The organism is Streptomyces ovatisporus (genome assembly GCF_042653885.1).
Taxonomy (GTDB): domain Bacteria; phylum Actinomycetota; class Actinomycetes; order Streptomycetales; family Streptomycetaceae; genus Streptomyces; species Streptomyces ovatisporus.
In genome coordinates, this window is the sequence record NZ_JBHSFH010000014.1 from 130,773 (window position 1) to 149,147 (window position 18,375).

Sequence of the window (18,375 nt, forward strand, 5' to 3'; positions counted from 1 at the left end):
GCGTGCCCCGCCCCGTCCGTCAGGGCGTGGGCAGCCAGTCGACCTTGCCTTCGAGGGCCGCGTACCCCGTGAAGGCGACGATGTCGATCAGCGCGTGGGCCGCCACCAGCGGCCCGACCCGGCCCCAACGCCGGTACAGCCACACGAAGATGACGCCCATCACCATGTTCCCGACCATCCCGCCGAGGCCCTGGTAGAGGTGGTACGAGCCGCGCAGCACCGCACTGACCGCCAGCATCGCCCAGGGCGAGAACTGCGTCGTCCGACCGAGCCGACGCAGCAGATAGCCGACCACGATCACCTCTTCCACCACCGCGTTCTGCAGCGCCGAGGCGATCAGCACGGGAATGCGCCACCACACGTGCGGCAGCGACTCGGGCACCACGGTGAGGTTGAAGCCCGCCTGCACAGCGCCCAGATACAAGACGAGTCCGCTGCCTCCGATCGCTGCCGCGAGCAGCGCCCCCCGCGTGAGGTCGAACGCGGGCCTGCTCCGGTCGAAGCCGATGGCGCGCAGCCCGCCCGCTCCCTCCCGCGTCAGCAGATGAGCCACGAGCGCCACGGGCACGAGCGCCGTGGCGACGCCGAACAACTGCCAGGCCAGGTCCAGCCACGGCCTGTCGGGCGCGCGCGAGGTGTTCATGCGCGCCGCCTGGTCCGCGAGCGAGCCGGGGGCGGTCAGCGAACCGAGGAAGCTGATCAGAGCCGAGACCGCACTCGCCCCGAGAGAGAGCGCCAGCACGAGAAACATCTCGCTGCGCAGCGTGCGCGGGGAGAGCACCTCCCCGGGAGGCGGGGACGACTCGGAGTCCCGCGCTTGCGACTTCACACATGCCTCCAGTTCCGCCGGCCTGCACCTCCCGCGCCTCCGCTTCCCCTTCCGCTTCGGCGCGCCGGTGATGCGTCACAGCTTGCCCGACCCCGCCCGCACGGACAGTGGAGGGGTCTCCCCGGCGGCGGGTGTGCCTCTAAGGCCCCGGCGGCCAGCTGTGCACCGGCTCACCGGTGTGCGAGAGCTCGCAGTACCGCCGCGTGACCGCCGCGAGCGCCTTCTCCCTGTCGAGCCCGGAGTCCACGGCCCGGTGGTACGCCCCTGCCTGCCACGAGGCGCCGTTCACCCGGTAGCGGCACCTGGCCTCGACGACCTCCAGGTAGCGGTCCCGGTCGGCCCGTTCCACCCCCCATGCCTCCAGGCCCGCCGCCGCCATCGGCAGCAGCTCCTCCTGTACGAGCCGCACCGCCGGCATCTTCACCAGGCCGCCCTGACGTCCGGGGCGGGGCCAGTGCAGCTCGGCCTCGATGCCGTAGCGGCACGCGGCGTCGAAGTTCTCGGCCGCCGCCTGGAACGGCAGCCGCGTCCATACGGGCCGCGGCTCGTCGGCGAGGCTGCGCACCAGGCCGTAGTAGAGAGCGGTGTTGGCCAGGACGTCCGTGACAGTGGGCCCGGCCGGCAGCACGCGGTTCTCGACCCGCAGGTGCGGGACGCCGCCCGAGACGGCGTAGACGGGACGGTTCCAGCGGTAGACAGTTCCGTTGTGGAGCACCAGTTCGGACAGGGTGGGGGCGCCGCCCTCCCTCAGCACCTGGTGCGGGTCCTCCTCGGCACAGATGGGCAGCAGGGCCGGGAAGTAGCGGAAGTTCTCCTCGAAGAGGTCGTAGGCCGTCTCGATCCACCGCTCGCCGAACCAGGTGCGCGGACGCACTCCCTGCGCGCGCAGCTCCTCCGGCCTGGTGTCGGTGGCCTGCAGGAACAGCGGGATCCGCGATTCCCGCCACAGCTCCCGGCCGAAGAGGAACGGCGAGTTGGCGCCCATCGCGATCTGTACGGCCGAGACCGCCTGGGAGGCGTTCCACACGTCGGCGAATCGCTCCGGTGTCACCTGGAGGTGCAACTGCACCGAGGTACAGGCGGCCTCCGGTGCGATCGAGCTGGAAGTGCGGTTCAGCCGTTCCACACCGTCGATGTCCAGTACGACCTCCTCGCCGCGAGAGGCCATGATCTGGTCGTTGAGCAGCATGTACCGGTCGACCTCGGTGAGGTTCGAGGAGACCAGGTCCTCATCGGTGAGGGTGGGCAGGATCCCGATCATCACGATTCCCGCGCCTTCTTGACGCGCCTGCCTGTCCGCGTAGCCGAGTCCCGTCCGCAGTTCCTCGGCGAGCTGGTCGAAGACCCGCCCGGCCAGGCGGTGCGGAACGATGTTGACCTCGAGGTTGAACTGCCCGAGTTCCGTCTGGAAGTCCTCGCTGCCGATCCGCCGCAGCACCTCGAGGTTCATCATCCGGGGAAGCCCGTCCGCGTCGGCCAGATTCAGCTCGATCTCCAGTCCCATGAGATTCCGGGGACGCTCGAACCGCTTCTCGTCCAGGAGCACGCGCAGCGCGTCGAGGCACTCCCGCAGCTTCCGCCGGTACTGGTGCCGGTCGGACAGGTCGAACCCGTCGGAGACGACCTTCTCACCCATCGGGACGTCCCTCCTAGATACGGCCGCGTGGTGTCAGCCATGATGCCCGGCAAGGTCACGCATCACGCCTCACAGCTCACCCGGTACCCACCTGTCCGTGCGCCCGCACCTGCACTTCCCGGGCATGTTCCGCCGGCATGCGTCGCCTGTCCCAGACCGGGAGCACACGCCTCCCTTTGAGGACCCGACGGGTTCCGGCCGACCGCGGATCGCCCCGGACCTCCAGGCCGGAGACGGGCCGGACCACCGGAACAGTGCAAAGGCCATGGAAGCGCTGTGGAAAGACCGTGAAAATCGGCTTGATATGCCCTTGCGGTCATTATCGGGTGATGAGAGACGAAACCACACCAGAACACCCTTCGTATAAACTCCGGGCAAGGCTGAGACGCGGTACCGCCGGACGGCCCGGCGCCTGCAGTCGACCCCTACGGCCCGCGACGCGGCCCTTCTTCACGCCGACAGCGCTGTCTGCATCCCGCCCGCACCACCCGTGTGTCTCCGAGTGAGAGGCGATCTGTCATGCCGCTGCACCTCCTCCCGGCTCCGCCCGCCGCGCTCCGCAGTGTTCTCGCAGCCCTTCGCTCCCCCACGGCTGCGCGGCACCCAGGAAGTGCGCCGGCCGCCCCGGGCGGGACGCACAGCCGGCTGCAGCCCGAACTGCCCCTGCCTCTCCACGAGATGACATCCTTCAGCCGTGCCGCGGGAAGCTCCGCGACCCGCCTCACGGGCTGGCGTTTCCTTCTGCGGGAGGCGGAAGCCCCCGCCGGCTCCTTCCCGCCCGCTGCCGCCGAATCCGTGCTCACTCCCGACGGCTGGGCGTTCGGGTACTTCTGCGGCGGCCCGTACGTCCCCTCGACGCGGCGGGCCCTGCAGCAGGCCGAGTCGCTGACGGAGGACTTCCAGCCTCGGCTGCTGTCCGTACCTCAGCTGTACATGCTCACGCTGTGGCTGCACGGGGACACCGGCGCCGACCCCGCACAGGGCACCCCGCAGCCCTCCGACTTGCTCATACCTCTCGCCCCCGCGCCGCCCGGCATCGCGGCCCACCGTCCGCACCGCGTCGACGCCCTGCTGCCGTTGCTGACGCGTCGCGCGGTACCGGCTCCGCTCATGCGGACTCCGGCCTGACAAAGGTGCGGTAGCGTACCGCCAACCGCACCCGGTGACTTCCGGAGAACCCCGGTACCCCCCTGCCCATACCTGGCAAATCGCCTTGCAGTACGAGCCAGTTGAGGGGCAACCACCCGCACGGGTGACGCGTCTGTCCTGGTTGAGGAGTGGTGACGCGAAATCCCTGCGGATTCGAGTCCACAGGGGAACACTGGGGACAGACCGAGGAACGGGGGCGGCCATGGACACCGCGACCAGCCGCAGCACGAACACCACGACACAACGGAAGACGACAGCGAAAATGTGCCAGCACCAGCCACCATGCCCGACAGCCGAATCCGCCGACCGGGAAGCCGCTCACCCTGTGGCCCACTTCCCGGAGCAGGGGTGGAGTCTGCTGTGCAACGGCGTGCTGCTCTTCGAGGACACCGGTGAGCTGCTGCCGGACGGCAAGATCATCGATCCGCACCGCCCCCTCGACAGCCGTGGCATCGCCACCGCTGCCTGAATTCCCCGCAACAAAGAACCAGGGCCGGCCCGGCTTTCCGCCGCACCGGCCCTGACCTGTGCGGCCGCCCAGCAGCGCGCCGCTGCTGGGCCCGCTGCTCCTCAGCTGTCGTAGTCCTCCACCGGCGGGCACGAGCAGACGAGGTTACGGTCACCGAACGCCCCGTCGATCCGGCGCACCGGAGGCCAGTACTTGTCGGACGCCTTCACCCCCGCGGGGAACGCCCCCTCTTCCCTTCCGTAAGGGTGCTCCCACTCGCGGCTCAACTGCCGCGCTGTGTGCGGTGCGTTGCGCAACGGGTTGTCGTCGGCGGGCCACTCCCCCGAGCCGACCTTGTCGATCTCGGCGCGGATCTCGATCATCGCCTCGCAGAAGCGGTCCAGCTCCGCCAGGTCCTCGCTCTCGGTGGGCTCGATCATCAGCGTCCCGGGCACGGGGAAGGACATGGTCGGCGCGTGGAAGCCGTAGTCGATCAGCCTCTTCGCGACGTCGTCGATGCTCACGCCGGTCTGCTTGGTCAGCGGCCGCACGTCGACGATGCACTCGTGCGCCACGAGGCCCCGCGGTCCCGTGTAGAGCACCGGGTAGTGCGGCTCCAGCCGCTTGGCGATGTAGTTGGCGCCCAGCACCGCCGCCTGCGTCGCCCGCCGGAGCCCCTGAGCGCCCATCAGCCGGACGTACGCCCAGGAGATCGGCAGAATTCCGGCCGAGCCCCAGGGCGAACCCGCGATCGGACCGATTCCGCTCGCCGGTCCCGCGGCCGGCTGCAGCGGGTGGTTGGGCAGGTGCGGGGCGAGGTGTTCGCGCACCCCGATGGGGCCTACGCCCGGGCCGCCGCCGCCGTGCGGGATGCAGAAGGTCTTGTGCAGGTTCAGATGCGAGACGTCCGCGCCGAACTTGCCCGGCTTGGCGAGCCCCATCAGGGCGTTGAGGTTCGCCCCGTCCACGTAGACCTGCCCGCCCGCATCGTGCACGGCGGCGCAGATGTCGGTGATGTGCTCCTCGAAGACGCCGTGCGTCGAGGGGTAGGTGACCATCAGCACGGCGAGCTCGTCGCCGTGCTGAGCGATCTTCGCACGCAGGTCGTCGACGTCGACGTCGCCGTCCTCGCTCGTCTTGACCACGACCACGCGCATTCCCGCCATCACGGCGCTGGCGGCGTTCGTTCCGTGGGCGGAGGACGGGATGAGACACACGTTGCGCTGGTCGTCCCCGCGTGAGCGGTGGTAGGCGCGTACGGCCAGCAGCCCGGCGAGTTCGCCCTGCGAGCCGGCGTTGGGCTGCAGCGACACCCGGTCGTAGCCGGTGATCTCGGCGAGCTGCTCCTCCAGCTGCCGGATCAGCGTCACATAGCCCTCGGCCTGGTCGAGGGGCGCGAAGGGGTGCAGCGCACCGAACTCCGGCCAGGTCACGGCCTCCATCTCGGTCGTGCCGTTGAGCTTCATCGTGCACGAGCCCAGCGGGATCATGCCGCGGTCGAGGGCGTAGTCGCGGTCGGCGAGCCTGCGCAGGTAGCGCAGCATCGCCGTCTCGCTCCGGTACTCGTGGAAGACCGGGTGGGTCAGGTACTCGTCCGTGCGCAGCAGCCCGGCCGGGAGCGTGTCCTCCGCCCGCGAGTCCAGCTCCTCGACGTCGGCCTCGACTCCGAACGCGGACCATACGGCCGCCAGCTGGGCACGGCCCGTGGTCTCGTCGCAGGACATGCCGACGTGGTCGGCGTCCACCTCCCGCAGGTTCACTCCCGCCTCGCGGGCCTGCGCCACGACCTGTGCCGCGCGGCCGGGGACCCGGGCGGTGACCGTGTCGAAGTAGCTGCCGTGGACGATCTCGACGCCGCCTGAGCGCAGTCCCTCCGCGAGGATCGTCGCGTAGCGGTGCGTGCGGCGGGCGATGCCGGCCAGGCCCTCCGGGCCGTGGTGGACGGCGTACATGCCCGACATCACGGCGAGCAGCACCTGCGCGGTGCAGATGTTGCTGGTGGCTTTCTCCCGCCGGATGTGCTGCTCGCGGGTCTGCAGCGCGAGCCTGTATGCCTGGTCGCCGTCGGCGTCCTTGGAGACGCCGACGAGACGGCCCGGCAGGCTGCGCGCGAACTTCTCCCGCACGGACATGTAGCCGGCGTGCGGTCCGCCGAAGCCCATGGGCACACCGAAGCGCTGGCTGGACCCCACGGCGATGTCCGCGCCGAGTTCGCCCGGCGAGGTCAGCAGCGTGAGGGCGAGCAGGTCGGCGGCGACGGTCACGACAGCACCCAGTTCGTGCGCCTGGTCGATCACCGCACGGTGGTCGCGCACGGCGCCCGACGCGCCCGGGTACTGCAACAGCAGTCCGAAGACGCCCCGTTCGGCCACGTCCGCCGGGATGCCCTCGCCGAGGTCGGCGACGACGACGTCGACGCCCGTCGGCTCGGCACGCGTACGCACGACGGCGATGGTCTGCGGCAGGCAGTCCGCGTCGACGAGGAAGACACCCTGCTTGACCTTGCCCACCCGGCGGGAGAGCGCCATGGCCTCGGCCGCCGCGGTCGGTTCGTCCAGCAGTGACGCACCGGAGGTGGGGAGTCCGGTCAGGTCGGCGACCATGGTCTGGAAGTTGAGCAGGGCTTCGAGGCGTCCCTGCGAGATCTCCGGCTGGTAGGGCGTGTACGCCGTGTACCAGGCGGGATTCTCCATGATGTTCCGCACGATGACCGGCGGCGTGAAGGTGCCGTAGTAGCCGAGACCGATCATCGACGGCAGTACGCGGTTCCGCCTCGCGAGACTGCGCAGCTCCGCGAGCACTTCGGCCTCGCTCTGGGCCGGCAGCAGATCCAGCTCCTCGTTGCTCTTGATCACTTCGGGGACGGCGACGGAGGTCAGCTCGTCCAGGGAGCCGTAGCCGACCTGCGCGAGCATCTTGGCCTGCGCGCCCGCGTCGGGGCCGATGTGGCGCCGTTCGAAAGGAGTGCCGCGTTCGAGATCGGTGAGGGGGATGCGGTTGGCGGTCATCTGCGGGGGCCTCCTGGTCGTTGCGACCTGCGAGGGACACCACGACACGGGTGCCCGGACGGCCTCCCCCTCTGTCATCTCAACCTGAGAGTTTCACCGGTCCGCCCGGCACGCGGCCGACCCGGCTTTCACCGTCGGTGAGGGGGAGCCCAGGCACTGCGTGGCCCGCCCTGCTTTCCAGAGTGACCTCACCCGCGCGGTACGTGAGCCTGAGAGATTCCGGGGAGGAGTTGCTCCTTCGGCGCCCCCGGCGCTGGCGCCGGAGGACTCTCCCGCTCGGGGTCGTCAGCCGCTTTCGAGCGTACCAGCGGTTCCGCGGACGGGAACTGGAGGTGCACTCGAGTGGCCAAACCCTCAAATGTGCCTTTGGGTAGGTATTACGGCTTGCACGGCCGGCTCCCGGCGTCGTGGACGCCCCCACCGCACCTGGCAGCACACGACGGGGCACGGGGAGGGGTCCGTCGGACCGCCGGAGCCGTACCCGGCCGCGGCACGTGCCAGCGCACGGTGCCCACTCGCGAGCACATGGAGGACCCGTGCAGAGGGACATCGACCCCCGGAGCCTGATCGGGCGCAGAGCGCTCGACGCGAGCGGCTGCAAGATCGGAACAGTGGGCGAGGTCTATCTCGACGACGCCACCGGCGAGCCGGAGTGGGCCGCCGTGCGGACCGGCCTGTTCAGACGAGAGGCGCTCGTTCCGCTGGAGCCGAGCGAACTCGTGGACGACGTCCTCCACGTACCCTTCGCACGTTCCCTCGTCAGAGGCACCCCCGTGCTCGGCGTGGGACGGCACCTCTCACCCGTGCAGGAACTGCAGCTCTACATCCACTACGGGCTGGACGTTCCCGCCTCGGCAGAGGGAGGTCCGTCGTCCCCGTCGTCCTCTCCGGGGCCGGACCGCGACTTCGGGCGCATAGCCGGATCGGAAAGCTGAGTGGTCCCACCCGGCCGGCCCAACGGCTCCGGCCCGTCCTCCCGCTCTTCGCGCCCGGCCATCGCCGCCGGCGGCAGCGGCTCCGCCGGCTGCAGATCCGGATCGTCCACCGGGTACGTACGCACCCTGCCCGGCGACGATCCGGGGGTTTCGAAACGTACGGTCACCCGCCCCACCCCGCTTCCCTGCACCCAACCGGCTCCGTGTTCTGCGTGCCGCACATCCCGCCCGGGCATCCACCGCCGGTCCGCGAGCGGCTTGGCGTCCTCGTCCGCGGACGGCGCGTCGGTGGACGCCGCTGCCCGGGTCTCCCCGTCCGGGGTCCCGGCAGCTTCCGCAGCGGCCGCCGCCTGCGCGAAGAGGTCCTCCTGTGTGAAGTCCGCGAGGCCGCTCACGCCCACCCCGAGCAGCCGGACCCCGGCGGTGGTGTCGACCGTGTCGATCAGTCTGGCGGCCGCCTCACGCACCACTGCCGGGTCGTCCGTGGGCCCCCGCAACGTCTCCGAACGGGTGAGCGTGGAGAAGTCGTAACTGCGCACCTTGATCACGACGGTGCGACCGGATCTCCCCGCGGCCTGCAGCCGCTCCACGCACCGGCTCGCGAGCCGGGCGACATGCGCCTGCACCAGGGTCCGTTCCGTGAGGTCCACGTCGAAGGTGTCCTCCACCGAAACCGATTTGGCGTCCCGCTCGGCGATCACGGGCCGGTCGTCCCAACCGTTCGCCATCGCGTACAGCGATGTGCCGTGCGCCTTGCCCAGCAGCCGCAGCAGCTCCGCCTCCCCCGCCTCCGCCGTGTCGCCGACCGTGACGAGTCCCGCCCGGCGCAGCACTTCGGCTGTGGCCGGGCCGACCCCCGGAAGCGTCCTCACGGGCATCGGGGCCAGCAGCTCCCGCTCCGTCCCCGGTTCGATGAGGAAGAGCCCGTCGGGCTTGGCCTCCTCCGAGGCGATCTTGGCCAGCATCTTCGAGCCTGCCAGTCCGACCGACCCGCTCAGACCCGTCGCCTCGCGGATCATGACCCGCAGCCGCTCACCCACCGTGCGTGCGGCCTGCGCCTCCGCCGCCTCCAGTACCTCCCCGGCCTCCAGGTCGACGAAGGCCTCGTCGAGGCTCAGGGGCTCCACCAGCGGGGAGAGCCGGCCGAGGATCTCCATCACGGCATCGCTGACCTGGCGGTAGAGGGTGAAGCGAGGAGTGAGGTAGGCGGCGTTGGGGCACAGCCGGCGTGCCTGGGCCATGGGCATTGCCGAGTGGACGCCGTAGATCCGCGCCTCGTACGAAGCGGTGGAGACCACCCCGCGCGGCCCGAGCCCGCCCACGACGACCGGCTTCCCGCGCAGGCTCGGCTTCGCGGCCTGCTCGACGGCGGCGTAGAAGGCATCCATGTCCAGATGCAGGATCGTCGGTGCGCTTCTCACACTCGTCGATGCTGCCGGACGCCTCTGACAGTCCTCAGCCGGCGCGGTTGCGCCGGCGCGCGAGTTCGTCCCCGGGATGGTCGCCGACGATGGTCTCGCCGGTGTCGACGTGCTCGCCGTGGAGCTGCGACAAGGCGCCCTCGACGTCCTTCCAGACCACGCCCACGGCGATGCCGAAGACGCCCTGACCGCCCTGCAGCAGGTCGACGACCTCGTCCGGGGAAGAGCACTCGTAGACGGTGGCTCCGTCGCTCATCAGCGTCATCTGCGCCAGATCGGTCATTCCCCGCGAGCGCAGATGCTGGACGGCGGTGCGAATGTTCTGCAGTGAGACGCCGGTGTCCAGCAGCCGTTTGACGATCTTCAGAACGACGACGTCACGGAAGCTGTACAGCCGCTGAGTGCCCGATCCGTATGCGGGCCGGATACTCGGTTCCACCAGGCCGGTCCGCGCCCAGTAGTCGAGCTGGCGGTACGTGATGCCGGCTGCCGAACAGGCCGTGGGGCCGCGGTACCCGACCTGGTCGGACGAAGGGTCTGAAGCGTCCTCCTGCGGAGCCTGCCCCCGCGAACCCGTGAATGAGGCGGGGCCATCCGCTGCCATACCGTCGCCGGTACTTCTCACGCCGACCTCCGTCCTTCACATCCCGGAGTACCCCCGGGACCTGCCTCACCGAAGGTAGGCAGTCACCGGGGGTGCGTCAACGATCGCCACACTCGGCACGCCGGGTGATAATCACCCAAGGAGTGGTTTGGCGTGACTTCGGCTGGGGAAAGCCTGTGAGTTTTCCGTCCGAGGCGGCGGCCACCAGGTCCTGACGAGCGGAGCGCTCACTGACTGCTGGTGCCGAAGTCCTCGGGTGAGATCTGGTCGAGGAACTCGCGGAACTTCTCCACCTCGTCCTCCTGCTCGTCCGGGATCGCGATTCCCGCGTCGTCCAGCACACCGTCACTGCCGTAGATAGGCGTTCCGGTACGCAAAGCGAGCGCTATGGCGTCGGACGGGCGGGCACTGACCTCGACACCGCTGGCGAAGACCAGCTCGGCGTAGAAGACGCCTTCGCGGAGATCCGTGATCCGGACGGCTGTGAGCTCCTGACCCACCGCTTCCAGGACGTCCTTGAAGAGATCGTGGGTCAGCGGGCGCGCAGGCGTCATCCCCTGCTGTGCGAAGGCGATGGCGGTCGCCTCCCCGGGGCCGATCCAGATGGGGAGGTACCGGTCGCCACCCACTTCACGCAGCAGCACGATCGGTTGGTTGGAGGGCATTTCGACCCGGACACCCACAACGTCGAGCTCGTTCACACAGCAACCCTAGGCTGTGTCCCGCCTGTTTGGGTAGTCGGGACCCGCCCTGAGCTGTCGTATGAACCGACTCACGCATGGGGTGACAAATCGCGTCGTCACCGGGAGCGCAGCCGCAGAGCAGTGTTCACAAGGGCCGCATGGAGCTGCAGCGACAGGGCGACGAGCTCGCTCGCCGTCGCTTCCGGCTCTGCAGTCGGCCCGGCGCGGGTCCCGGATGCGGGATTTTTCTCACTCTCCGACGGCGCCAACATGGCCTTCACCGTCTCGGCGTCACGCTCCGCTGTCGCCTGGAGGGCCCGCAGGTGACGTGGGCCGACTCCTGAGCGGCGAAGCCCGGCCGCAAGACGGGCGATGCGGACGGCCTCCGGCCCGTATGCGCCGTCGTCGTCCGGTGGGAGCAGACCGGACGCCTGCCACTCGGCGAGATCCTTCTCCGACGCCCCGACGGCGCGGACCAGCTCTTCACGGCCCAGCCGGGTGTCCCCCGCAACGGCATCCGCAGCGGCGCTCTCCGCCGCCGGACCTCGCTGGTGGGCCGGAGTACCGGTCGGGCGCTGAGCCAGCCTCGTGGACTCACCGCCGGACGTGAGCGCGTCGAACTGCTCCCGGATCACCCGCAGCGGGAGGTAGTGGTCACGCTGCATCCGGAGGATGAAGCGCAGACGCCGGACGTCCTCGGCGTCGAAGATGCGGTGGCCCGAAGGCGTACGCCGGGGCTCGACGAGTCCCTCGGCTTCCAGAAACCGGATTTTGGAGACTGTGACCTCGGGAAACTCTTCCCGCAGCACGTCCAGTACGGCACCGATGCCCAGTGGTCCGCAGCCCTTTCCGTGGGCGGTGCTGCCGTCGGCACCGCCCGAGGGTGTGCGTTCCATAAGCCCCCGAAAGAAGTCAGACGGCGTGCCGGCTCGCGAAGAAGACAAGCCGGTACTTGCCGATCTGCACCTCGTCGCCGTTGGCCAGCGGCACAGCGGCATCGATGCGCTCACGGTTCACGTATGTGCCGTTGAGGCTGCCGACATCGGCGACGGTGAAGATGCCGTCCTGCCCGCGGCGGAACTCCACGTGGCGGCGGGAGACCGTGACGTCGTCGAGGAAGATGTCGCTCTCCGGGTGACGCCCAGCAGTCGTCAGCTCCCCGTCCAGGAGGAAGCGGCTTCCCGCGTTGGGACCGCGGCGCACCACCAGCAGGGCGGAACCCAGCGGAAGGGCGTCGACCGCGGCCTGAGCCTCGGGCGAGAGCGGGGGCGACTTCTGGCCCGTGGCCTCCGCCTCGTATGCCTCCAGACCGGAGATCGAGATGGTCGAGGTCGTCTCGGAGGAACCCTCTGCGACGGGGGCTCCGCCCCGAAGCGGTGCCCCGCAGTTGGAACAGAACCGGCTCGCCTCGGCGACCTGCGTCCCGCACCTGCTACACACCGGCACGTCTGCCCCTCCACCCGTACTCGAGGTTGATGGTGCACCGGAACCTATGCGGCCCGACGCTCCGGGGTCAACAGAAACCCTACCGTGACCACCTGCTTCGTCACCGCCGGGAGCAGCGACCTCGTCACGGAACAGCGGCCGCCCGGCGTTCTCGCCCTCGGGCCGCCCCGTGGAGTCCCGCTCCTGGGAGGCCCGGTGCCGCGCGGCGTCCCCGCCCTCCTGCTGGCGGCCCTTGCCGAACAACCTTGCAAAAAAACTCACGGGCGATTCCCCTCGCACGAAACAGACCCGCCCGTGGGGCAGGACAGACCCTCGATGCTCTCATTTGGCCGACAGTGACGCCCGGACAACGTCCCTGACCTTCAGACAGTTTCCCTCACGCGATGGTCACCGGGCCCGCCGACCCCCCCGCAAGACTCCCGCCCACCTTCACGGTGATGATGACCGAGCGTAATCAGGGCGCTTCGCGGAGCGCAAGGCGTCCACGACGATCTTCTTCGAGTCGCGGACCGACACGTCGGCCTGTTCCTTGCGAAGCGTCTGCACGACACCACCGGGAATGTTGAGTGCCGGCTCCAGGTCCTGCGGTTTGCCGATCACCTGAAAGCGGTACGGTTCGCTGATCTTGCGCCCGTCCACGCGCACCCCGCCCGGACTGTCCGAGAAGTACGTGCTCGCCACCACCCGCACATTGTTGATCTCTATCGCCTCGGCCCCGGCCGCGCGGAGCTCCTGCACCGCGTCGAGCAGCATGTCCGCCTCGACCGCCTTGCCGGGGTCGGTCACCGTCAGCTCGATGCCAGGTCCCTCGGCGCCGACCGTACCTGCCAGCACACCGAGCTGGCGTGCCTTTTGACGAGTCTGCTTGCGGGCCTCTTCGGCCTGGTCCGAGCTGTTCTCCAGCTCGGTTCGCTGGCCCTCGAGGCTCTGCTTCTCGTCCTCGAGGCGCTTGGTGCGGTCGTCCAGTTCGTCGAGGATGCGCACCAGGTCCTCCTGGCGCGCGCCCCGCAGCGAACTGTTCTCACTCGTGGAGCGCACCTGGATGGCCAGCCCGAGCCCCAGCACGAACAGCAGCAGGGCCACGATGAGTTGGGCACGCGTCACACGGGGCGGCCAGACGGCCTGGGCCAGCCGCTGACGTCCCGTACGCGGTGCCTCCGCGCCCGGCGCCGGGCCGGAGACCTCCTGCTCCTGCTGGTCCGGCGGCTCCTGGGCGTCAGGGCCGTCCCCGGAGGTGTCCGGACCTCGGTCCCCCGCCTGGCCGAGCTCCGGGGTCCGGCCGGGGTCGCCCGCCGAGGAGGAAGCGCCGCCCGGCCCCGCATCCTGCGCCGGCCCTGGTCCGGGCCCGGTCTCCGCCTCCTCCGGCCGGGTGGGCCTGCCGGGCAGTTCGCGCGCTTCTTCGGGGCCCTTGCCGGATGCCGGCTCCTCGGGCGGCAGCTGGCCGGGGCGCTTGTTGTCGTCCTCGTCGCTCATCGGCCTCACGCCCTGAATACGTGACGGCGGATCGCGGCAGCGTTCGAGAAGATGCGAATGCCCAGGACCACGACGACACCGGTGGAGAGCTGGGCTCCGACCCCGAGCTTGTCGCCGAGGAACACGATCAGGGCCGCCACCACGACGTTCGAAAGGAACGACACGACGAAGACCTTGTCGTCGAAGATCCCGTCGAGCATGGCTCGCAGGCCCCCGAAGACCGCGTCCAACGCCGCGACGACGGCGATCGGGAGATAGGGCTCGACCAACGTCGGGACGACGGGCCGGACGACGAGTCCGGCCACGACTCCCACGATGAGGCCCAGTACGGCGATCACGATCTGCTGCCCTCTCCTGTCTGCACGGGCTTTGCCGTTCGTACGATCAGGCTCGGCGCGGCCGGAAGCCGCACGTCGTCCTGAGTGCTGATGCTGGTGCGCACACCGTAGTTCTCCTCCAGCACCTGCAAGTACTGTCCGTCGGCGCTGTCTTGGAAGGCGGTGCTGAGTTTCTGCCCCGGCCCCACAGCGAACAGCGTGTACGGCGGCACGAGCGGCTTGTTGTCCACGAGTATCGCGTCGCCGGCTGCGCGGATCGCCGAAAGGGCGGTGAGGCGCTGGCCGTTGACGGAGACGGCTTCGGCGCCCGATTCCCAGAGGCCGTTGACCACACGCTGCAGATCCCGGTCCCGTACCCGCCCGTTGTCCGAGAAGCCGCTGCCCTGCCGGGGGCCGCCGGAGTCTGTGTCCTGGGTGTCCTCGGCGTCGTCCACGACGAGCTTGATGCCGGGGCCGTGCACGGGGAGCGAGCCGGAAAGCAGCCCGACGACCTCTGCCCCGTCGCCGCCGTGCTTCTGCAGCGCCTTGCGCTGTCTCGCCTCGACGTCCTTGCGCAGTCGGTTGACGCTGCCCTGCAGGGCATCCGTGCGCTCGTCCCCCTCGTTGATGCGGGAGATGAGTTCCTGCCGTTCCTTGGCGAGCTCCGGGGCGGAGACCCGGGCCTGCGCCGCGCCCACGGTGACCACGAGCGCGGCGAGAACCAGTCCGGCTGCAAGACCCAGCTTGGCCCGCACGGTGCGGGGCAAGCCGGACCGGCCCTCGACGCCACGGCGGGCGGCAGCCTGTGCGTACCCGTCGTCAAGGCTGTGGTCCATCGCATTGGTCAGCAGCGACATGGAGGCATCGGGTCGCGCAGGCCGCGATGCGGTACTCCGATCAGGGTGCTGCTGCGACATGACGCACATCGTCGCATGGCATGGTCGCTACCGCCGAATGGGGCCACCCGATGGTGACGTCACCGTCCGGCGCTGTCCACCACGGCCGCCCATTCGTCCAACAACGCCTGGGCTGAGGCGTCATCGGGGCCTTCCGCCCACAGATGCGTGACGGCCTCCGCGGGATCGGGCAGCACCATCACCCAGCGGCCGTCGGACTCCACCACGCGGATGCCGTCCGTGGTGTCGACGGAGCGGTCGCCCGCCGCCTCGACCACGGTCCGCATGACGAGCCCCTTGACGGCCCACGGTGTCGCGAGGTCCCGCCGGTGCACGTGCGCACGGGGAATCCGCGCATCGATCTGACTGAGTGTGAGCTGCGCACGGGCGACCAGGCCGATGAGGCGTACGAAAGCTGCGGCTCCGTCGAAGACCGAGCTGAACTCCGGCGTGATGAAGCCGCCCCTCCCGTCTCCGCCGAAGACGGTGTTCTCGTCCCGGCCGACGCGGGTGAGATCGTCGGGCGAGGTCGTCGTCCACTCCACCTGTGTGCCGTGGTAGGCCGCGACCTGCTCGGCGATGCGGGTGGTGGTGACGGGCAGCGCCACCTTGCCGCTGCGGCGTTCGGCGGCGATGAGGTCGAGCATGACGAGCAGGGCGCGGTCGTCCTCGATGATCCTGCCGCGCTCGTCGACGAGGGAGAGGCGTTCTCCGACGGGGTCGAAGCGGATGCCGAAGGCGGCACGTGCGGACGCGACGATCTCGCCGAGCCGCACCAGACCGGACCGGCGGGCGTCGGCGGTCTCGGTCGGCCGGGACTCGTCCAGACCCGGGTTGATGGTGAGGGAGTCGACGCCGAGCCGTCCGAGCAGACTCGGCAGGACCAGACCCGAACTGCCGTTCGCGGCGTCGACGACGACCTTGAGCCCCGAATCGGCCACTCCCGTCGTGTCCACGGAACGCAGCAGCGAGCCGGTGTACGAGTCGTAGACGCTGGAGGGGAAGGCCAGATCTCCGATCTCACCGGGGAACGCACGCCGGTGCTCCTGCCGCGCGAAGACACGGTCGAGCTTGCGCTGCGCGGCCTGCGAGAGGTCGGCTCCGCGCTCGTCGAAGAACATGATGTCGACGTTGTCCTGCACGCCGGGCGTCGTACGGATCATGATGCCGCCGGCTGCCCCGCGCGCCGTCTGCTGACGCGCGACGGGCAGCGGGACGTTCTCCAGGTCGCGCACGTCCATGGCGCTGGTCTGCAGCGCGGAGATCATGGCGCGCTTCAGGGCTCGCGCACCGCGGGAATGGTCACGGGCCGTCGTGACCGTCGAACCCTTCTTGAGCGTCGTCGCGTAGGCGCCTGCCAGCCGGACGGCCAGCTCCGGAGTGATCTCCACGTTGAGGATGCCGGAGACACCACGCGCACCGAACAGGTGTGCCTGGCCTCTCGACTCCCAGATGACCGAGGTGTTGACGAACGCGCCCGCCTCGATCGTCTTGAAGGGGTAGACGCGCACGTTGCCCTGCACGATGGATTCCTCACCGACGAGACACTCGTCGCCGATGACCGCGCCGTCCTCGATGCGCGCCGCGCGCATGACGTCCGTGTTCTTGCCGATGACGCAGCCGCGGAGGTTCGCCTGCGGGCCGATGTAGACGTTGTCGTCCACGACGGCGCGGTGCAGGAAGGCACCGCTCTTCACCACGACGTTGGAGCCGACGACGGAGTGCTCCCGGATCTCCGCACCGGCCTCGACCTTGGCGTAGTCGCCGATGTAGAGGGGACCGCGCAGCACGGCGTCCGGGTGGACCTCTGCGCCTTCGGCGATCCACACGCCGGGAGAGATCTCGAAGCCGTCGATCTCGACGTCGACCTTGCCTTCGAGCACGTCCGCCTGGGCCTTGACATAGCTCTCGTGGGTGCCGACGTCCTCCCAGTAGCCCTCTGCGATATAGCCGTAGATGGGCTTGCCTTCCTTCATCAGCTGCGGGAAGACGTCGCCCGACCAGTCGACGGAGACGTCAGGTTCGACGTAGTCGAAGACCTCGGGTTCCATCACGTAGATACCGGTGTTGACCGTGTCGGAGAAGACCTGGCCCCATGTGGGCTTCTCGAGGAAACGCTCGACCCTTCCGTCGTCGTCGACGATGGTGATGCCGAACTCGAGCGGATTCGGTACGCGCGTGAGGCACACCGTGACGAGCGCGCCCTGGCGCTTGTGGTATTCGATGAGTTCGGTCAGATCGAAGTCCGTGAGCGCGTCGCCGGAGATGACGAGGAACGAATCGTCCTTGAGCGCCTCTTCGGCATTCTTGACGCTGCCCGCCGTACCGAGTGGCTTCTCCTCGTTGGCGTACGTGAGCTCCATGTCGAGCTCCTCGCCGTCCCCGAAGTAGTTACGGACGAGCGACGCGAGAAACTGAACGGTCACCACTGTCTCTTTGAGCCCGTGCCGTTTGAGCAGTCGCAGCACGTGTTCCATGATCGGGCGATTGGCCACCGGAAGAAGCGGCTTGGGCATACTCGCGGTCATTGGGCGAAGGCGGGTACCTTCACCGCCGGCCATCACGACGGCCTTCATGTCGGAAGCGTCCTCCTCGGTCAGACGACGGTCATACCGACTTCCCCGATCCGGGAAGAACCACACCCGGGAGTGAGGAACGACACTGGTCCACACGCTGCAGGAAAGACAGGTCAGTCGGCCGCAGTACCCGATCTGATCAAACGGCGGACCTGAACCACGTAGAGGATCCCGGCCCACCAGTAGAGCGTCGTACCCCAGCCGGCGAAAGCCCACCCGAAAACGAGCGCGAGTGACGCGATCCAGCCGCTTCCGTCGCTGAGAAGCAGCAACGGAAATGCATACATGAGGTTGAAGGTCGCGGCTTTCCCGAGAAAGTTCACCTGGGGCGGCGCATAACCGCGACGGTCGAGAAGCCACACCATCACCAGCAACAGCAACTCCCTGGCCAGCAGTGTGAGCGTGAGCCAGAGGGGGAGGATGTCGCGCCAGGTCAGGCCGAGGAGGGTGGTGAGGATGTACAACCGGTCGGCCGCAGGGTCCAGGATCCTGCCCAGGTTGCTCACCTGGTTCCAGCGGCGGGCCAGCTTGCCGTCCAGGTAGTCGCTCACGCCGCTGAAGGCGAGTACGAGCAGTGCCCAGCCGTCGCAGTTGGGACCGCCGAAGACCGGCCACAGGATCAGCCACAGAAAGAGCGGCACGCCTGCCAGGCGGGCCATGCTGAGGATGTTGGGGATGGTGAAGACCCGGCCCTCCTCAGCCTGTCTTTCCTGGACCTCCACCCGGAGCCTCCTGTGAGCAACCGTGCCGACGATGCCCCCTGACACTACCGGCAGGCCGCGGGCCGGCGTCCAGGGGGTCGCGATACGCGCGGTCCGGGAGCGGAGAAGGACGTGGGCATGAGAAAAGCCCCGTTGACGTGGTATCCCGTCAACGGGGCTTTCTTCAATGATAGTTCGGCGGTGTCCTACTCTCCCACACGCTCCCGCATGCAGTACCATCGGCGCTGAAAGG

Annotated in this window: 16 protein-coding genes and 1 riboswitch; of the genes, 3 read left to right on the forward strand and 13 right to left on the reverse strand. The window is 69.2% G+C overall.

All coding sequences use genetic code 11. From position 1 onward, the window contains the following. Positions 1 to 19: 19 nt before the first annotated feature. Both ACFPA8_RS23990 and ACFPA8_RS23995 read right to left on the reverse strand, forming a co-directional pair. Positions 20 to 829, reverse strand: a complete 810-nt coding sequence (locus ACFPA8_RS23990; RefSeq protein ID WP_386451730.1) for a CPBP family intramembrane glutamic endopeptidase — start codon at positions 827 to 829, stop codon at positions 20 to 22. A 139-nt stretch (positions 830 to 968) separates the two neighbouring features. Continuing rightward, on the reverse strand, positions 969 to 2,465 hold the full coding sequence (locus tag ACFPA8_RS23995) for a glutamate-cysteine ligase family protein (protein ID WP_386451731.1): 1,497 nt from the start codon (positions 2,463 to 2,465) through the stop codon (positions 969 to 971). A 519-nt stretch (positions 2,466 to 2,984) separates the two neighbouring features. Here ACFPA8_RS23995 and ACFPA8_RS24000 point away from each other — a divergent pair. Together ACFPA8_RS24000 and ACFPA8_RS24005 are read left to right on the forward strand one after the other, a co-directional pair. Continuing rightward, positions 2,985 to 3,593, forward strand: a complete 609-nt coding sequence (locus tag ACFPA8_RS24000) for a hypothetical protein (protein ID WP_386451733.1) — start codon at positions 2,985 to 2,987, stop codon at positions 3,591 to 3,593. Positions 3,594 to 3,876: 283 nt separating this feature from the next. Then, entirely contained in the window at positions 3,877 to 4,083 is a 207-nt protein-coding gene (locus tag ACFPA8_RS24005; protein WP_386451767.1) for a DUF5999 family protein, read from the forward strand. 101 nt (positions 4,084 to 4,184) lie between these two features. Here ACFPA8_RS24005 and gcvP read toward each other — a convergent pair whose 3' ends face one another. Further along, on the reverse strand, positions 4,185 to 7,070 hold the full coding sequence (gcvP, locus tag ACFPA8_RS24010; RefSeq protein WP_386451734.1) for an aminomethyl-transferring glycine dehydrogenase: 2,886 nt from the start codon (positions 7,068 to 7,070) through the stop codon (positions 4,185 to 4,187). 187 nt (positions 7,071 to 7,257) lie between these two features. Then, positions 7,258 to 7,355: riboswitch (glycine riboswitch) on the reverse strand. Positions 7,356 to 7,606: 251 nt separating this feature from the next. Here gcvP and ACFPA8_RS24015 point away from each other — a divergent pair. Further along, a complete protein-coding gene (locus ACFPA8_RS24015; RefSeq protein WP_386451736.1) occupies positions 7,607 to 8,005 on the forward strand; it encodes a PRC-barrel domain-containing protein in 399 nt (132 codons plus the stop codon). On the opposite strand, the gene ACFPA8_RS24020 is transcribed toward ACFPA8_RS24015, so the two are convergent. The 10 genes from ACFPA8_RS24020 to ACFPA8_RS24065 form a co-directional block, all read right to left on the reverse strand. After that, on the reverse strand, positions 7,900 to 9,426 hold the full coding sequence (locus tag ACFPA8_RS24020; RefSeq protein WP_386451738.1) for a DNA polymerase IV: 1,527 nt from the start codon (positions 9,424 to 9,426) through the stop codon (positions 7,900 to 7,902). The two genes, ACFPA8_RS24015 and ACFPA8_RS24020, sit on opposite strands and share 106 nt — an antisense overlap. Positions 9,427 to 9,460: 34 nt before the next feature. Continuing rightward, positions 9,461 to 10,030 carry a MerR family transcriptional regulator gene (locus ACFPA8_RS24025; RefSeq protein WP_386451740.1) on the reverse strand — a complete coding sequence of 190 codons (570 nt, stop codon included), beginning with the start codon at positions 10,028 to 10,030 and terminating at the stop codon, positions 9,461 to 9,463. Between the two features lie 227 nt (positions 10,031 to 10,257). Then, positions 10,258 to 10,731, reverse strand: coding sequence for a bifunctional nuclease family protein (locus ACFPA8_RS24030; RefSeq protein WP_027764781.1), 474 nt, complete (start codon positions 10,729 to 10,731; stop codon positions 10,258 to 10,260). 98 nt (positions 10,732 to 10,829) lie between these two features. Continuing rightward, complete coding sequence (ftsR, locus tag ACFPA8_RS24035; RefSeq protein WP_386451742.1) at positions 10,830 to 11,609, reverse strand: transcriptional regulator FtsR; 780 nt, start codon at positions 11,607 to 11,609, stop codon at positions 10,830 to 10,832. Positions 11,610 to 11,625: 16 nt separating this feature from the next. Further along, a complete protein-coding gene (locus ACFPA8_RS24040; RefSeq protein ID WP_386451743.1) occupies positions 11,626 to 12,159 on the reverse strand; it encodes an FHA domain-containing protein in 534 nt (177 codons plus the stop codon). Between the two features lie 429 nt (positions 12,160 to 12,588). Beyond that, complete coding sequence (locus ACFPA8_RS24045; protein WP_386451745.1) at positions 12,589 to 13,632, reverse strand: DUF881 domain-containing protein; 1,044 nt, start codon at positions 13,630 to 13,632, stop codon at positions 12,589 to 12,591. Between the two features lie 5 nt (positions 13,633 to 13,637). Further along, positions 13,638 to 13,970 carry a small basic family protein gene (locus ACFPA8_RS24050; protein WP_028432652.1) on the reverse strand — a complete coding sequence of 111 codons (333 nt, stop codon included), beginning with the start codon at positions 13,968 to 13,970 and terminating at the stop codon, positions 13,638 to 13,640. Further along, on the reverse strand, positions 13,967 to 14,866 hold the full coding sequence (locus ACFPA8_RS24055; protein WP_386451748.1) for a DUF881 domain-containing protein: 900 nt from the start codon (positions 14,864 to 14,866) through the stop codon (positions 13,967 to 13,969). The genes ACFPA8_RS24050 and ACFPA8_RS24055 overlap by 4 nt, the downstream gene beginning before the upstream one ends. Positions 14,867 to 14,925: 59 nt before the next feature. Further along, positions 14,926 to 17,421 carry a sugar phosphate nucleotidyltransferase gene (locus ACFPA8_RS24060; protein ID WP_386451749.1) on the reverse strand — a complete coding sequence of 832 codons (2,496 nt, stop codon included), beginning with the start codon at positions 17,419 to 17,421 and terminating at the stop codon, positions 14,926 to 14,928. A 113-nt stretch (positions 17,422 to 17,534) separates the two neighbouring features. Next, positions 17,535 to 18,143, reverse strand: coding sequence for a CDP-alcohol phosphatidyltransferase family protein (locus ACFPA8_RS24065; RefSeq protein WP_386451751.1), 609 nt, complete (start codon positions 18,141 to 18,143; stop codon positions 17,535 to 17,537). Positions 18,144 to 18,375: the final 232 nt, after the last annotated feature.